The organism is Cohnella sp. SGD-V74 (assembly GCF_003001675.1).
Classification (GTDB): domain Bacteria; phylum Bacillota; class Bacilli; order Paenibacillales; family Paenibacillaceae; genus Cohnella.
The window spans coordinates 57,098-70,478 of sequence record NZ_PVYW01000016.1 but is presented as its reverse complement, the minus strand read 5'-3'; the positions used below and the strand labels follow the sequence as shown (position 1 = coordinate 70,478).

The 13,381-nt window shown below is 60.6% G+C and carries 14 protein-coding genes; 1 reads left to right on the top strand and 13 read right to left on the bottom strand.

Going from position 1 to position 13,381, the window contains the following annotated elements:
* Nucleotides 1-132 precede the first annotated feature (132 nt).
* The 4 genes from B0G52_RS22805 to B0G52_RS22790 form a co-directional block, all read right to left on the bottom strand.
* Nucleotides 133-1,080 (bottom strand): DMT family transporter, encoded by a 948-nt coding sequence (locus B0G52_RS22805; RefSeq protein ID WP_094047830.1) that lies wholly within the window; start codon nt 1,078-1,080, stop codon nt 133-135.
* 102 nt (nt 1,081-1,182) lie between these two features.
* The gene (locus B0G52_RS22800; RefSeq protein ID WP_094047708.1) at nt 1,183-2,229 is read right to left on the bottom strand and encodes an RpnC/YadD family protein; all 1,047 of its coding nucleotides are present in this window, start codon (nt 2,227-2,229) and stop codon (nt 1,183-1,185) included.
* Between the two features lie 107 nt (nt 2,230-2,336).
* Nucleotides 2,337-3,434: an acyl-CoA dehydrogenase family protein gene (locus tag B0G52_RS22795; protein ID WP_094047707.1), complete on the bottom strand. Its 1,098-nt coding sequence runs from the start codon at nt 3,432-3,434 to the stop codon at nt 2,337-2,339.
* 5 nt (nt 3,435-3,439) lie between these two features.
* Complete coding sequence (locus tag B0G52_RS22790; protein WP_094047706.1) at nt 3,440-3,970, bottom strand: DUF4242 domain-containing protein; 531 nt, start codon at nt 3,968-3,970, stop codon at nt 3,440-3,442.
* 101 nt (nt 3,971-4,071) lie between these two features.
* Between B0G52_RS22790 and B0G52_RS22785 the strand changes: the two genes are divergently transcribed.
* Entirely contained in the window at nt 4,072-4,512 is a 441-nt protein-coding gene (locus B0G52_RS22785; protein ID WP_094047705.1) for a winged helix-turn-helix transcriptional regulator, read from the top strand.
* 7 nt (nt 4,513-4,519) lie between these two features.
* Here the strand turns inward: B0G52_RS22785 and B0G52_RS22780 are convergent, their stop codons facing one another.
* From B0G52_RS22780 to B0G52_RS22740, 9 genes are all read right to left on the bottom strand, one after another.
* Nucleotides 4,520-5,287: an ABC transporter permease gene (locus B0G52_RS22780; RefSeq protein ID WP_094047704.1), complete on the bottom strand. Its 768-nt coding sequence runs from the start codon at nt 5,285-5,287 to the stop codon at nt 4,520-4,522.
* A 3-nt stretch (nt 5,288-5,290) separates the two neighbouring features.
* On the bottom strand, nt 5,291-6,280 hold the full coding sequence (locus tag B0G52_RS22775; protein ID WP_094047703.1) for an ABC transporter substrate-binding protein: 990 nt from the start codon (nt 6,278-6,280) through the stop codon (nt 5,291-5,293).
* 17 nt (nt 6,281-6,297) lie between these two features.
* On the bottom strand, nt 6,298-7,083 hold the full coding sequence (locus B0G52_RS22770) for an ABC transporter ATP-binding protein (protein ID WP_233162938.1): 786 nt from the start codon (nt 7,081-7,083) through the stop codon (nt 6,298-6,300).
* Between the two features lie 460 nt (nt 7,084-7,543).
* Nucleotides 7,544-8,872, bottom strand: coding sequence for an LLM class flavin-dependent oxidoreductase (locus tag B0G52_RS22765; protein ID WP_094047701.1), 1,329 nt, complete (start codon nt 8,870-8,872; stop codon nt 7,544-7,546).
* Nucleotides 8,873-8,900: 28 nt separating this feature from the next.
* Nucleotides 8,901-9,434 carry a GNAT family N-acetyltransferase gene (locus tag B0G52_RS22760; RefSeq protein WP_094047700.1) on the bottom strand — a complete coding sequence of 178 codons (534 nt, stop codon included), beginning with the start codon at nt 9,432-9,434 and terminating at the stop codon, nt 8,901-8,903.
* A 45-nt stretch (nt 9,435-9,479) separates the two neighbouring features.
* Nucleotides 9,480-9,974, bottom strand: coding sequence for a DinB family protein (locus B0G52_RS22755; RefSeq protein ID WP_094047699.1), 495 nt, complete (start codon nt 9,972-9,974; stop codon nt 9,480-9,482).
* Between the two features lie 30 nt (nt 9,975-10,004).
* Nucleotides 10,005-11,150, bottom strand: coding sequence for an N-methyl-L-tryptophan oxidase (solA, locus tag B0G52_RS22750; protein WP_094047698.1), 1,146 nt, complete (start codon nt 11,148-11,150; stop codon nt 10,005-10,007).
* 14 nt (nt 11,151-11,164) lie between these two features.
* A complete protein-coding gene (locus tag B0G52_RS22745) occupies nt 11,165-12,310 on the bottom strand; it encodes an amidohydrolase (RefSeq protein WP_094047697.1) in 1,146 nt (381 codons plus the stop codon).
* Nucleotides 12,311-12,362: 52 nt separating this feature from the next.
* Complete coding sequence (locus B0G52_RS22740) at nt 12,363-13,373, bottom strand: LLM class flavin-dependent oxidoreductase (RefSeq protein ID WP_094047696.1); 1,011 nt, start codon at nt 13,371-13,373, stop codon at nt 12,363-12,365.
* Nucleotides 13,374-13,381: the final 8 nt, after the last annotated feature.

Genomic DNA, 13,381 nt, shown 5'->3' with positions numbered 1-13,381 from the left:
TGCACGGATAGATTAGGTTCAAGGAGCAGGATACCGCCCCCCGGCAAGGGGGACAAGGTATCCTGTTCCGCGTTCAGCGGTCCACTGCGCTCCCCGCCCCGTGAATTCGATCGGACGAGGACTGCGAAGCTTTTAGGCCGGGCGCCCGATTTCCGCAGCCGCGGCCGGGGCAGGCTTGCGGTTGACGATCACGATGCCGCCCGCCACCAGTCCGAGCGCCAGCCAGACGGTCGCATGCAGCGGCTCGGACAGCAGCAGCGCGGACAGGAAGACGCCGAACACGGGAATGAGGAACAAGTACATCGAAATGCTGCCGACCTGGTTGTATTTCATGACCGTGTTCCACAGGACGAAGCCGAGCGCCGACAATACCGCGAGATACAGCAGCATGCCCGCGGCGCTCCACGTAAACGCGAAAGGCATCAAACCCGCGCCCGCGGCCCCGATCGCGCTCAGCACGACTCCTCCGAGCAGCATTTGGTACGAGGTCATGTACAGGATGTCGAGGCGCCCGGACTCTTTTTTCGATAATACGTTGCCCAACCCTCCGAAGAACATCGCCGCCAGCAGGCAGATTTCGGCCAAGCCGAAATGGACGCCGGTCGCGCCCCCGGACAGCCCTACGACAACGACTCCGGCAAAACCGACAATCAGCCCGGACAGCTTGCGCGGCGTGATCCGATCGTCCGCATACATCCAGTGGGCGATGAGAATTTGGAAGAAAGAGGTCGTTCCGGCCAAAATCGAGCCCTGCACGCCGGTCGAACCGCTCATCCCGTAATAGAAAAACACATACTGCAGCAGCGTCTGCGACAGGCCAATCTTCGCCACACCCCGCCACGAGCCTCTCTGGTAAGCAATGCTTCTGCCCATCAGCTTCATGAACGCCAAAATCAGCAGCGCCGCCAGCGTGAACCGGATTCCCGCAAATAAGATTTGCTCGTAAACTTGTCCCTTCCCGATGTCCAGCTCGGCGTAGCTCAGCTTGATGATCGGAAATGCGCTTCCCCACAAAAAAGTAGCACCCGTCGCCGCGGCCAGTATGCCGAGCGGGTGCGTGAATAGTTTCTCCGTTGAAATTCTCATTTGCGTCTGTCTCCCTGTGATGTTCGAATGTAACTTAGTATAAGATCGAATCTGGAGGTTGACCATAGGGAAAAACAGCCGGTACGAGCCGGACGGCTAATCGTTCCGAAGCGGAAACGGGGGCTGTTCCTGTTTACCCAGCTTCAGCACTTCCTCCTCACTCAACTCCGTTGCTTCAACGATTGTACCGATATCGACCCCGAGCTTCAGCAGTTTGCGCGCGACCGTAATTTTGCCCTGCTGTACACCCTGCTGAATACCCTCTTTCTGCCCCTCTCTTCTCCCCTTCTTCAACACTTCAGGGTCAATGAACGTCTTGATCATTCGACTAACCTCCTCAGTTTGTTGATCGTTGCCGTATCTGTTGTATAAATATTTCAATATGTTATCGAGAACTTGCAGCAGCCGGTCGATATCGCCGAGCCGCAGCAGCCGTTGATGGTGCAATTCCCGGATGACGTCCAGCGTCTGCCCGATCGTCGTCTTGAGCCGTTCAAACTCTTGGGCGAACAGCCGTCTCTTCTCTTCATCCGATCGGTGGCTGTCCGCAATGCCGCGCATGCTTTTGCGCGAACGGAACACCTGCAGCGGGAGCAGGGCGAACAACCGCCGCTCCTGCAGATCGCGGGGAGTCAGCGTCCAGTAGCGCATCGTCGGCACCGTGTAGACCGTCTCCACCCCGCTGGGCAGAAGCAAGCGAAAAGCAAGCTCGTCGCCAACCGCTTCGTTCTCCTCCAGAAAAATGACAATCTGGCGGGGAAACGCAAGCAGCGCCATTCCGTTGCGTCCTCCCCCACTGCCGTCGTCCGTCCCTGCTGCCACCTCTACTGCTTTTTCAAATCCGTAACGAAACATCCGGATAACCATCGACTGGTCATTTAACGTCTGAAACTCGACGTGATACTGAAACGTGCCGCGAACCGTAACCAGCTTCAGAAACAGATCGCCGACGATGCGGTCGTATCCGTCCATAATAAACTCCGCGTTGCCGTAGTGGATCGATTTGACTTCCTCGTTCGCGAATTGCTCGCCGAACAAACCGTTGACGAGTTGAACCGTCAGACGTTTGGATAGGCGGAACAAGACGCGCATCATTTGGTCGAGCTTAAGCTTCTCCTTAACGCTGCGATCCGACCTCTTCATTATACTACACTTCCTTCCCGGCTTCATGACGCAAAAAAGCACACCCCCGGAACGCTTCAAGCGCTCTTCGGAATGTGCTTCACACCGAATTTCGTATTTGTAGACGATTATAGCAGACTTTCATCAACTGGTAAAGATTGGGCTGCAAGCAGCTTTTCCAGGTGGCGGACGGTAGGTGTCAAGTTGGCGAAAAAGTACGCTTCGCGCAGCCGACGCGACGGCGCGCTCGTCTGCACGTAACCGGCGCTGCCTTGGTGAAGCATGTTGGCCTGAACGGCCTGGAGCGTCAAGTAGACCGTATCGAGCCGCACTCGCAGCAGCGCTTTCCAAGCGCTCACCTCCTCCAACTGCGAGGCCAGCCGATAAGTCGCTTCGCGCAGCCGCTCCAGCTCGCGCTCCAACTGCTCGGGCTGAACGGGAAGCAAGCCATTGCAGCCGCCCTGCTTCTCCTTCGCCTGGCGAATCGAACGGATCGCGGCAGCCGTAACGCCCAGGCCAAGCGGAATTTGGTACAGCACGAATTCAGGCCGCACCCTGGCGACGAATTCGTCGGCGCTTTCCGAAACGATCCATTCCTCCGGCACGCTGACGCGGTCGAATGAGCAAGAATAAGTGGCGCTCCCGTTCAGCCCGAGAAATCCGAGCCGCTCCTCCAGTCTCAATCCTTCCGCCCCGACAGGGAAAAACGCCATGATACGCTCCCCGCCCGCCGTCTCTGACACGGTCGCGAACCAATGTCCTTCCCCGAGATTCGATACCATCGGAAGCTGCCCCGATACCCGATAGCCGCCGCCTTCCCGCTCCGCCTTCAAATAGAGCTTGTCGATGCCCGCGTAGAACTTCATCGGATTGGACAGACCCGTGCCTCCACGGAGCTCTCCGTTTTCCAAGCCCGGGAGCAGCGTCCTGCGCAAAGCGGCGTTGCCGCTGTGACGAACGTAGGTCAGCGCGGCCAGATGGCACCATACGTTAAAGGCAGTCGTCATGCACGCCGCCGCGGTCTCTTCCACGATTCGGACACCCGCCATCCTCACCTCCTGCGCGCGCTCTCCCTCCGAACGGAAAAAGCCGTCCCGACCAAGCGCGGTCATATAGTCGAGCGGGTAATAGGCTTCGCAATCGATTTTCCTGACGCTCGGCTTCAGCAGCGTTTGAATTCTTTCTTCGAGCAAGCTGCCGTCGCGGAGCCGTTCATCGGCCGTCATACGCGTCATTCCTGCGGCCGGATGGCCGTAAGCGCGTCGATCGGGGCATGCACCGCTTCGCGCGCCCGCTTGACCGCTTCTTCGTCGGGCGCCTTGTAGAAGCACAGGCACTTCGTCATATCCTCGCACACGTAGGTCCGCGAGAACGACACTTCAGGCACTTCGGCGTAATGGACCGAATTTTTCTTCTTGCGTTCCAAATACTGCTCCATCGTCAGATGCTCCGGCAAGTTCCATTCTACAAGGTAGTTCAGCCCTTCCCCTTGCGGCTGTACCTCTTCCGGCTGCTTGCCGATCAAGCGCACTTCCTTGAGCAGCTCGACCGGAACCGATGCCGCCGCGAGCGCCGCCCGCACCGCCTCCTCCCCGCCGTCGGCGATGAAGAACGCCCGCTCGAAGCCCTGCGACACCTGCACCTCCAGCAGCTTCGCGCCGCGTTCTCCCAGTTCCCGCTGCAATTCGTCCGTCCGCGCCCGGAATGCGCCCTTTTCGCGGGTATTCCCGTCCAAACTCGATTCGATCAAATACAATGCCATCTCAAATCTCTCCTTTTGCGGTCAAATCGCAGAAATTGTGATTTTAATATACTTGGTGTAAAATTTATACTCATATAGATCAACTTACTTGGAGGTTCGCCATGAAGGACCGCTACGACTTGCCCTGCAACATCGCCCAGACGCTGAATCTGATCGGCGACCGCTGGACGCTGCTCATCATTCACGAAATTCTCGTCGGCCGCACGACGTTCAGCGAAATCAAAAATGCGCTCAAGGGACTCTCCTCCAAGCTGCTCTCGGACCGGCTGAAGGATCTCGAGGAGCTTGGGTTGATCGAATCCAATCTGTATTCCGCCCATCCTCCCCGGTACGAGTACAAGCCGACGCAGAGCGGTCAAGAGCTGGAAACGGTTTTTCACGCCTTCCTGCTATGGGGCCGGAACAATCTCAAGAAATGCTACAAGAAGCTCGTTCACGTCTCTTGCGGCCACGAGGTGCGTCTCGTCTGCTATTGCGAGCATTGCCGGACGAACGTCGACGACGTCGCCGCCATCGAGCTGGAGCCGTCGGCGACCCGCTAGACGGGAATCAGTCGCCGCGAACGATGCCCCACTTCTTCTCCATCCGGCGTTCGAACAGCCGCACGCACTGGTCGAGCAGCAGGCCGCATATTCCGATGAACACGATGCCCGCGAGCACCAAGTCGAGCCGGATCATGTTGCGGGCGTCGACGATCAGGAAGCCGAGTCCGGATTGCGTGCCGACCATTTCTCCCGAGACGAGGAAAATCCAGGCGGTGCCGACGGCGATGTGCAGTCCGCTGGCGATAGACGGGAACGCGGCGGGGAAGACGATTTTCGTCAGCAGCGCCCTCCTGTCCAGCTCCAGATTGTGCGCCAGCTTCAGGAAGCTCGGGTTCACCCGGCGGACGCCGGATACGGTGGACAGCAGCACGGGGAAGAATGCCGCCAGGAAAATGATCGCGATCGCAGGCGCATTGCCGATGCCGAACCAGAGCACGATAAACGGCGACCAGGCGATCGGGGACACAGGGCGAATCAGCTGCACGATCGGATCGATGTAGCGCCACAGCCGCTGCAGCCTCCCCAGCACCAGGCCGAGCGCGACCGCCAGCACAGCGGCGGACAGATAGCCGGCCGCGAAGCGGAGCAGGCTGACCCTCAGATGGACGAACAGCGTGCCGGACTCGATCAGCTCGCCGATCGCTTCGGCGACGCCGAGCGGGGAGGGCAGCAGCGATTCCTCGTACCGCCCCGTCCATACGACTGACTGCCAGACGGCGATCAGGACGGCGAAGCCGACGAGCACGTAGCCGGTTTTGCCTAGTACCCGCATACGCTACAACGCCTTCTCGATCAAGGAGTTATCGACGAACTCCGCGAACGTCGGCGGCTTCTCCGACAGCCCCATCTCGATCATGTACTCTCGCAAAATCTCATAGGACGCCTCGTCCAGCTTCAAGTCCTCGTACTTGATCCACTGCAGGCTCAGCTCCAGCACCTTGTCTTCGACGTTCATGTACTTGCCCACGATCGCCTTCATGTCCCCGTCCTTCAGTTCCGCCTTTTTGCCGGCTTCCACATATTTCGCCACCAGTTCTTCCGCGGCCGCCCGGTCTCCCGAAATCAATTCCCCGCGCAGCACGAGCGCGCAGTCGACCGAATCCGGCCACAGCTCCTCCGATTGGTACAGCACCTTGCCTTTGTTGATGACGACCGATTTCGCGCCGAACGGTTCGGCGACGACATACCCGGCAATCCGACCCTCGGCCAGCGCGGCGGGCATCTCGGCCGGCGGCAATTGGATCGCCTCGACGTCCGAATACTGCAGCCCCGCGCCCTTCAGCATCTGGTACAACAAAATGTTGTGTGTGGAAAATTTGTGCGGAATCGCGAACGGCTTCCCTTTCAGGTCCTGCACGGAATCGATGTCGGGAGCGGCGACGATGACGTTGCCGTCCTTATGCCCGAGCGCGACTGCCTTCAGGTCGATACCCTGCTCCTTGGCCTTCATCGCCAGCTCGATCAGGACGGACGCCCCGTCGATCTTGCCGGTGTTCAGCGCGTCCATCAGATCGGGCCATGAGCCGAATTTGACGAGCTTCAGCTCGAAGCGGTCGAAGCCGGCTTTGCCCAGCTCCTCCTCTATGTAGAGCGGAGCCGCGTGCGTAATCGGCAGGTAGCCGATCTGAATCGTCCGCTTCGGACCTTGTCCGGACGCATCTCCCTCCTTTGCCTTGTCGTTCGAGCCGCAAGCGGCGATCAACGCAAGGGCGAGAATGGCCGCAAGCGCCGCGGCCAATTTGCTGCTTAAACTGTTTTTACGCATATGGATAAGACCTCCCCTTAAATCGTAAATTCCTCTTCCGCCGCCGATCCCGTAAACCGGAACTGCTCCAGAATCAGCTTGCGGTAATGCTGGAAATCGCCATGTCCGCGGTCTCTGGGCCGGGCGGCGTCGATCGCGATTTCCTTGGCGACTCTGCCCGGGGACGGCTGCATGATCAGCACCCGGTCGGACAGGTACACCGCCTCGTCGATATCGTGGGTGACGATCATGACGGTGACGCGCTCCTTCGCATGAATGCGCAGCAGCTCATCCTGCAGCGCGTATCGCGTGAACGTGTCGAGCGCCGCGAACGGTTCGTCCATGAGCAGCAGCTCGGGCTGCATCGCCAGCGCCCTGGCCAGCGCCGCGCGCTGCTTCATCCCGCCGGACAGCTGATGCGGGAAGGATGCGCTCTTGTCCTCCAGCCCGACCAGCTTCACGTATCGCATTGCGCGCTCCCGCTGCTCCTGCTTCGGCAGCTTCAGCGGCTCGAGCCCCAGCTCCACGTTGCCGAGCAGAGAACGCCACGGAAGCAGGCCATAGTCCTGGAACAGCATGACGCACTTGCGGCTTGGCCGGACGACCGGCTCACCGCCGATCAATACAGCTCCCGAATCGGCTTTCTCGAAGCCTCCCAGCACATTAAGCAAGGTGCTCTTGCCGCAGCCGCTCGGTCCGAGGAGCGATACGATCTCGCCCTTGTGAACCGTAAAGTCGATGTTGTCGAGCACGCGCTCAGCCCCGCCTTCTCGCGGGAATGATTTGTCCAGGCGTTCCGCCTGGACGGCAGGCAAGTGGCTCAATTCCGTTACAGCTCCTTTGCGCGTTTCCTTAATTCTCTCGGTCGGGATGGCCGGAACGCGCTTTGCCGCGATCGCTATCCCTTCAGCAACCTCAAGTCGTCTTGTCGGCGCCGCCTGATAACTCATATATCCAATGAGTTTAATCGGTATTAAAGTAATAATATTTTACTTTGTATAAAAAAGCAACACACTTGGCAAAAAAACTTCGTCTGACGAAGTGACAATAACCGATTCTTTAGAACATCGGCCTCTGTTTGAGCGCGATCGGGGAGTCGTTAACCGATTTTTTAGAACATCGGCCCTCGTCCTCTTCGCCAAAGCCTCTCCAGCGGTCGTTTCGTTTGCTCATGTACGAGAATCGGTCAGTTGTACAGAAAAATTTGACGTAGTCCGCATCCGCCGAGCAAAGCAAACGGCGCGAGCCATGGCCCGAAAAGGCAACGGATCGCGCCGCATGCGCTTAGCTGTTCACTTTGGCGACCGCATTGCGGTTGGCCGGAACCCTCAGGCCCAGGTTGCCGCGAAGCGTATCCGACTCGTACTCGGTGCGGTAGATGCCGCGCTCCTGAAGAATCGGGACGACGAGTTCGACGAAGTCGTTCAAGCCGCTCGGAAGCTGCGAGTGGATAATGAAGCCGTCCGCCCCCTCTTCCTCGTACCATTGCTGAATCAGATTGGCGACATGCTCCGGCGTGCCGACGAACTGTCCGCGCGGCGTCGCCGAGCGCAGCGCCACCTGGCGCAGCGTCAGCCCCTGCTCGCGGGCTTGCTTCTTGATTTTGTCCGTGCCGCTGCGGAAGCTGTTGCTGCCCAGATCGCCGAGGTCCGGGAACGGCTCGTCGAGCGGGTATTGCGAGAAATCGTGATGCTCGAAGAAGCGGCCGAGATAGTCGAGCGCTTTCTCAATGCTGACGAGGCCCGCGATCTCCTCGTATTTGCAGTCGGCTTCCCCCTGCGTCCGGCCGATGATCGGCGAGATGCCCGGCAGGATGACGATGTCGTCCGCCTCGCGGCCGTAAGCGATCGCCCGCGTTTTCACGTCCTTGTAGAACGCTTGAGCCTCCTCCAGCGTCTCGTGTCCGGTGAAAACGGCGTCGGCGCCTTTGGCCGCGAGGTTTTTGCCGCTTTCGGAGGAACCCGCCTGGAACACGACCGGCTGTCCCTGCTTGGAACGCGCGATGTTGAGCGGTCCTTCCACGCTGAAGTATTGTCCCTTGTGATTCAGCCGATGCAGCTTCGAAGGATCGAAGAAGACGCCGGACTCCTTGTCGCGGACGAATGCGTCGTCCTCCCAGGAATCCCACAGCCCCCTCGTCACCTCCAGATGCTCCTCGGCAATTTTATACCGTTCGTCGTGCGTCGGATGCTCCGGCTTCCCGAAGTTGCGGGCGGAGCCTTCAAGAGGCGAAGTGACGAGATTCCAGCCCGCGCGGCCGCCGCTTAGCTGATCGAGGGAGGCGAACTGGCGCGCCACCGTGAACGGCTCGCTGTACGAGGTCGACAACGTGCCGACCAATCCGATGCGGCTCGTAACCGAAGCCAGCGAGGAGAGCAGCGTCAGCGGCTCGAAACGGTTCAGAAAGTGCGGGATCGATTTCTCCGTAATGTAGAGACCGTCCGCGATAAAGACGAGATCGAATTTGCCCGCCTCGGCAACCTGCGCCTGCTGCTTGTAGAACGGAAAGCTGACGCTGGCGTCCGCGGGCACTTCGGGATGCCTCCACCCGGCGATGTTGCCTCCTACTCCGTGAATAATCGCTCCGAATTTGATTTTCTTGCGTTGTGCCATGTCCGATTCCTCCCTCAATTTGATGTTCTTATACGTTCAGAAGCGCCGTGTCCGACAGCTTCAGACGATAGCTTTTGACCAGCACCGTGCCGCTTTGGAATTCCTTGTCGAGCGCCCGCTCGAAGCCGAGCCGTTCGTACAGCCTGACCGCCGAATCCATCATGTCAGACGTGTGCAGATGCAGCGTATCCGCTCCCCATTCCTTAATGAGCCGGACGCTCCCGCGGATCAGCTCTGTGGCGATTCCGTTGCCGCGAGCGCCCGGAAGAACGCCCAACAGCCGAATGATCGGATTATGGATTTCGAGCTGCGGCGAACCGTAGGCGGTTTCCGACGAGTCGTAAATAAACACGCTGCCGACAAGCTTGCCGTCCAGCTCGGCCACCAGCCTCGCTTTCGTCGTGGGGGCGTCGACGGCTTCCACGATGCTTTCCTTGTACTGCGTCCACCTTTCGGGCGACAGCGCAGCTTCGTACTGGCTGTACGCCTCGAGGAGCACGTTCAGAACCGCTTCGCGGTCCCGCTCCTCTGCATGTCGAACGATCACTTGGCCGCTCGGCATTTTTTCCACCCGCTTTCTGCGTAAAAATGGCTCGACTTCCCGTCTTCAGAACGCGCCGCTCGACTCCCGGGAGCTTTTCTCCCCCTGCTTGATTCGTTCGATCTGTCCGAGATGGTGATGGACGTGGTCGATGAACGCCTGCGCGATGCCTGCGACCGTCACCGTCTGCCCCTTGAAGTTCACGCCGGATTTGTTCCAATCCTCGGGAGACAACCGCCGGAACAGCAAGCTGTTGTAGAGAAGCAGCGCCCGGAATACGTCCAGCGCGTCCGCCGCCCTCCCCCCGTTCGCCCGCTGCCCGGCCACCCATTCGTCCTGGGAAAACGCCGGAAGGCGAGCTTCCGAACCGGCCAGCACTTCGCGAAGGCGGAAGGAAACGATCAGGTTATGATCGGCCAAATGCGTCAGCACCTCCGTCACGCTCCACGACTTCTCGGACGCCTTCCAGACGAGCTGCTCGTCGGACAAGCCGGCTATGGCTTCCTGCAAAAGATCGTGAGTCCGAACATAATTTTCGATGGATACTGGAGTTTGACTCATGGATGGATACGCCTCCTTTGAAATGATGGATCAGGTTTGGCCAGGAGATAAGAACCGCGTCGCGGAAAATCTTCCGATCTCCTGCCCCCATCTGCCCAGCTCGATTTGATTGGCGAGAAGCTCGCCGACGGCGCTGGAAAATTTGAAGCCGTGTCCGGAAAATCCGCCCGCAAGCAGCACGTTCGAATGCTCCGGATGCTTGTCGATAATGAAATGTTCGTCCGGCGTAAGCTCGTATTTGCACGCGGAGCCGCGGAGCAGCTTGCCCGCCGCGCCCGGCAGGAACGCATTCAGCGCCTTCCGCAAATCCCCCTCGTCCTCCGGGTACGCCCCGAATGGCGCAAGCTCCTCCCCGGGCTTCCACTCGCAGCCCAAGTCGTGCCGCCCAATCTTGACGCCGGCGCCCCCGACGCTCGGAAAACCGTAGTAGCCTCCCGTCCCGTCTCCGAACGTAAATCCGGGAAACCGGTCGGCGTCGTAAGCATTCGTCTTCGGCTCGAACCAGCCGACGACTTTGCGCACGGCGCGGATCGGCAGGCGGACGAACGGCTCCAGCGTCTTAAACCAAGCTCCCGCGCTGACGATCACTTTGCCCGCGATATATTCGCCTCTGTCCGTATGCACGGTCACGAACGAGGCCGCCGGCTCGATGCGCGTCACGAAGGCGTTCGTCAGCAGCTTCGCGCCGGCCTGCAGCGCCAGCTTGCGGAAGGCGGCCACGCACTTGTCGCTGTACAGCAGCCCCGCTTCCGGCTCATACATCGCCCGGTAGGCATCGGGCAGACGAACGGCCGGCCAGCGTTCGCGCACCTGCTCCGCGCTCAGATCCTCGAACGGAACGCCCAGGTCGGCCGAATACTGAAATCGGTCCCCGTAGGAATAGGCGGAAGGATCGAACAAGTTAAGCACGCCCGTTCTGTCCAGCAGCTTTTCCCCGGAGGCGTCCTCCAGTTCCTGCCACAGCTCGTCGGCCCGCAGGGCAAGCTTCACGTAATCCGGTCCGCCGCTGTACACGTGCCGGATGAGCCGGGTGTCGCCGTGATGGCTGCCTTGCCCATGCGGCGGATCGAAGGCGTCGATAAGCAGCGTCTTGAGTCCCCGGCGCGCCAGCTCGTAGCCCGCGCTCATCCCCATCGACCCGGCGCCGGCGATAATGACGTCGTAAAGTTTGCGCATGGCGGCTCCCCCCTTTACTCCGACAATCGGACGAGGGCATCGACGGCGAGAGAGGCGAAGAAAGACGCCCCGATCGGCAGCGCGCGCTCGTCGACATCGAAGGCCGGGTGGTGCCATTCCTGCGGTCCCGAAGCGCCGAGGAAAAAGAAGCTGCCCGGCACTTGCCGCAAGTAGAAGGAGAAATCCTCCCCCGCCGGCGAAGGAGTCGGCTCCACAACCTGCAAGCCGAGCGCCTTGGCCGTCGCGGCCGACTGTTCGGCCCACACCGGATCGTTGACGACGGCCGGCGGGCCGTCGAGCCAGCGGACCGTCGCCTCCGCGCCCAGCGCCGCGCCGACGCCGGTAACGATCTGCTCGAAGCGCTCGCGCACTTTCGTCCGCACCTTCTCGTCGAACGTGCGCAAGGTGCCGTCGAACACGGCCTGGTCGGCGATAACATTCCAGGCGGTGCCGCTGTTCAGCCGCGTCACGCTGACGACGGCGCCGCCCAGCGCGCCGACGTTGCGGCTGACGATCGATTGCAGCGCGGTAATGATATGCGCGGAGGCGACGATCGGGTCGATGCCCGCCTCCGGCACGGCGGCGTGCGTTCCGAGCCCTTTCACCTCGACGATGAAACCGTCTGCGGCGGCCATGAGCGGCCCGGCTTTGATGCCGATCGTGCCAACCGGCAGATCCGGCTTGTTATGCAGGCCGAAAATCGCGCTCACGCCCTCCAGCGCGCCGCTCGCGATCACTTGCGATGCGCCCTTCGCCTTCTCCTCCGCAGGCTGGAACAGGAAACGAACCGTCCCCTTCAGCTCGGCTTCCCGCTGCTTCAACAGCAGGGCGGCGCCCAGAACGGCGGCCGTATGGAAATCATGCCCGCAGGCGTGCATTTTGCCGGGAATGCGGGAAGCGAACGGCAGCCCCGTCTCCTCCTGCACAGGCAGCGCGTCGATATCGGCCCGGATCGCAACGATCGGGCCTCCCCGTCCGACTTCGGCGACGACGCCGGTACGCAGCGGGTAGTCCGCGATGCGGATGCCGGCTTCGCTCAGCCACCCGCGGATCGACGCGGTCGTCTCGAATTCTTCATGGGACAATTCCGGATGGGCATGCAGTTGACGCCGGATGGCGACTAATTGTTCGAATAGCGGCTCGGCCGCGAATGTACTCATCGTATCAATCCCTCCTTGCTCCCATGTTAGCACGAAACCGGGGCGCCCGGCCTTAGACGGGCTGCTCCTCGAACGCCTCCTTCAGCAGCCGGAACGAACGCACCCGCTTCTCGAAATCGGGGATGATCGTCGTGAAGATCAATTCGTCCGCTCCGTAGCTCATCTGGAGCTCCAGCAGCCTGCGGCGCACCGTCTCTTTCGTGCCTTTCGTGATGTCGGCGTCGCGAACATCCGCCGTATACGTCTCGCCGGCCTGCCGCGCAAATTCCTCGGCCTGCTCCAGCGAGCCTACGTTGACGGTTTTGCCGCTGGCCAGCGTCACGCGGACGCTCTTGAATTGGCCGGCGAGCTCCGCCGCCTCTTCTTCCGTATCGGCCGCGATGACGGAGAGGCCGAGCAGCGTGCGGGGCTGGCCGCCCTTCTCCCGGTTAAAGCTGCTGCGGTACACGTCGAACGCTTCGCGCGCGGCGGCCGGGTCGTTGTTGATGAAGAGCGCGAACGCGTAAGGATAGCCTCGCTCCGCAGCCAGCTTGGCGCTGGACACGCTCGTTCCGAGCAAGTACACATCGGCCGGCTGCTCGGGCAGAGGATTCGCCTGCAATCCGGCCAGCGGCTCGTCTTCGGCGACCGGACCGCGCAAATATTGTTCAAGCTGGGACAGCTTCTCCTCCAGCGACTCCGGCTCGGCGACGCCTTTCTGCAGCGCCTTCGTCGAGCGCGGCAGCCCTCCGGGAGCGCGCCCGATGCCGAGATCGACCCTTCCCGGGGCCAGCGAGGCGAGCACGTTAAAGTTTTCCGCCACCTTGTAAGGACTGTAATGCTGCAGCATCACGCCGCCGGAACCGATGCGGATCTTGTCCGTGCGGGCCAGCAGATGCGAGATGAGCACTTCCGGAGAAGCTCCCGCCATCTGCGAGGAATCGTGGTGCTCGGACACCCAGAACCGCTCGAAGCCGAGCTCTTCCGCGATTTGCGCCAGGCGGATCGTATTGGCCAGCGCCTCGGAAGGCGTCTGCCCGGGAAATACGATGCTTTGATCCAGTATACCGAGTTTAAGCGTCATCTATCTCT

Coding starts and splice junctions, on each gene's coding strand:
- B0G52_RS22765 (WP_094047701.1), bottom strand. CDS start 8,872: ATGGCACAACGCAAGAAAATCAAATTCGGAGCGATTATTCACGGAGTA.
- B0G52_RS22760 (WP_094047700.1), bottom strand. CDS start 9,434: ATGCCGAGCGGCCAAGTGATCGTTCGACATGCAGAGGAGCGGGACCGC.
- B0G52_RS22785 (WP_094047705.1), top strand. CDS start 4,072: ATGAAGGACCGCTACGACTTGCCCTGCAACATCGCCCAGACGCTGAAT.
- B0G52_RS22775 (WP_094047703.1), bottom strand. CDS start 6,280: ATGCGTAAAAACAGTTTAAGCAGCAAATTGGCCGCGGCGCTTGCGGCC.
- B0G52_RS22800 (WP_094047708.1), bottom strand. CDS start 2,229: ATGAAGAGGTCGGATCGCAGCGTTAAGGAGAAGCTTAAGCTCGACCAA.
- B0G52_RS22755 (WP_094047699.1), bottom strand. CDS start 9,974: ATGAGTCAAACTCCAGTATCCATCGAAAATTATGTTCGGACTCACGAT.
- B0G52_RS22795 (WP_094047707.1), bottom strand. CDS start 3,434: ATGACGGCCGATGAACGGCTCCGCGACGGCAGCTTGCTCGAAGAAAGA.
- solA (WP_094047698.1), bottom strand. CDS start 11,150: ATGCGCAAACTTTACGACGTCATTATCGCCGGCGCCGGGTCGATGGGG.
- B0G52_RS22780 (WP_094047704.1), bottom strand. CDS start 5,287: ATGCGGGTACTAGGCAAAACCGGCTACGTGCTCGTCGGCTTCGCCGTC.
- B0G52_RS22790 (WP_094047706.1), bottom strand. CDS start 3,970: ATGGCATTGTATTTGATCGAATCGAGTTTGGACGGGAATACCCGCGAA.
- B0G52_RS22745 (WP_094047697.1), bottom strand. CDS start 12,310: ATGAGTACATTCGCGGCCGAGCCGCTATTCGAACAATTAGTCGCCATC.
- B0G52_RS22740 (WP_094047696.1), bottom strand. CDS start 13,373: ATGACGCTTAAACTCGGTATACTGGATCAAAGCATCGTATTTCCCGGG.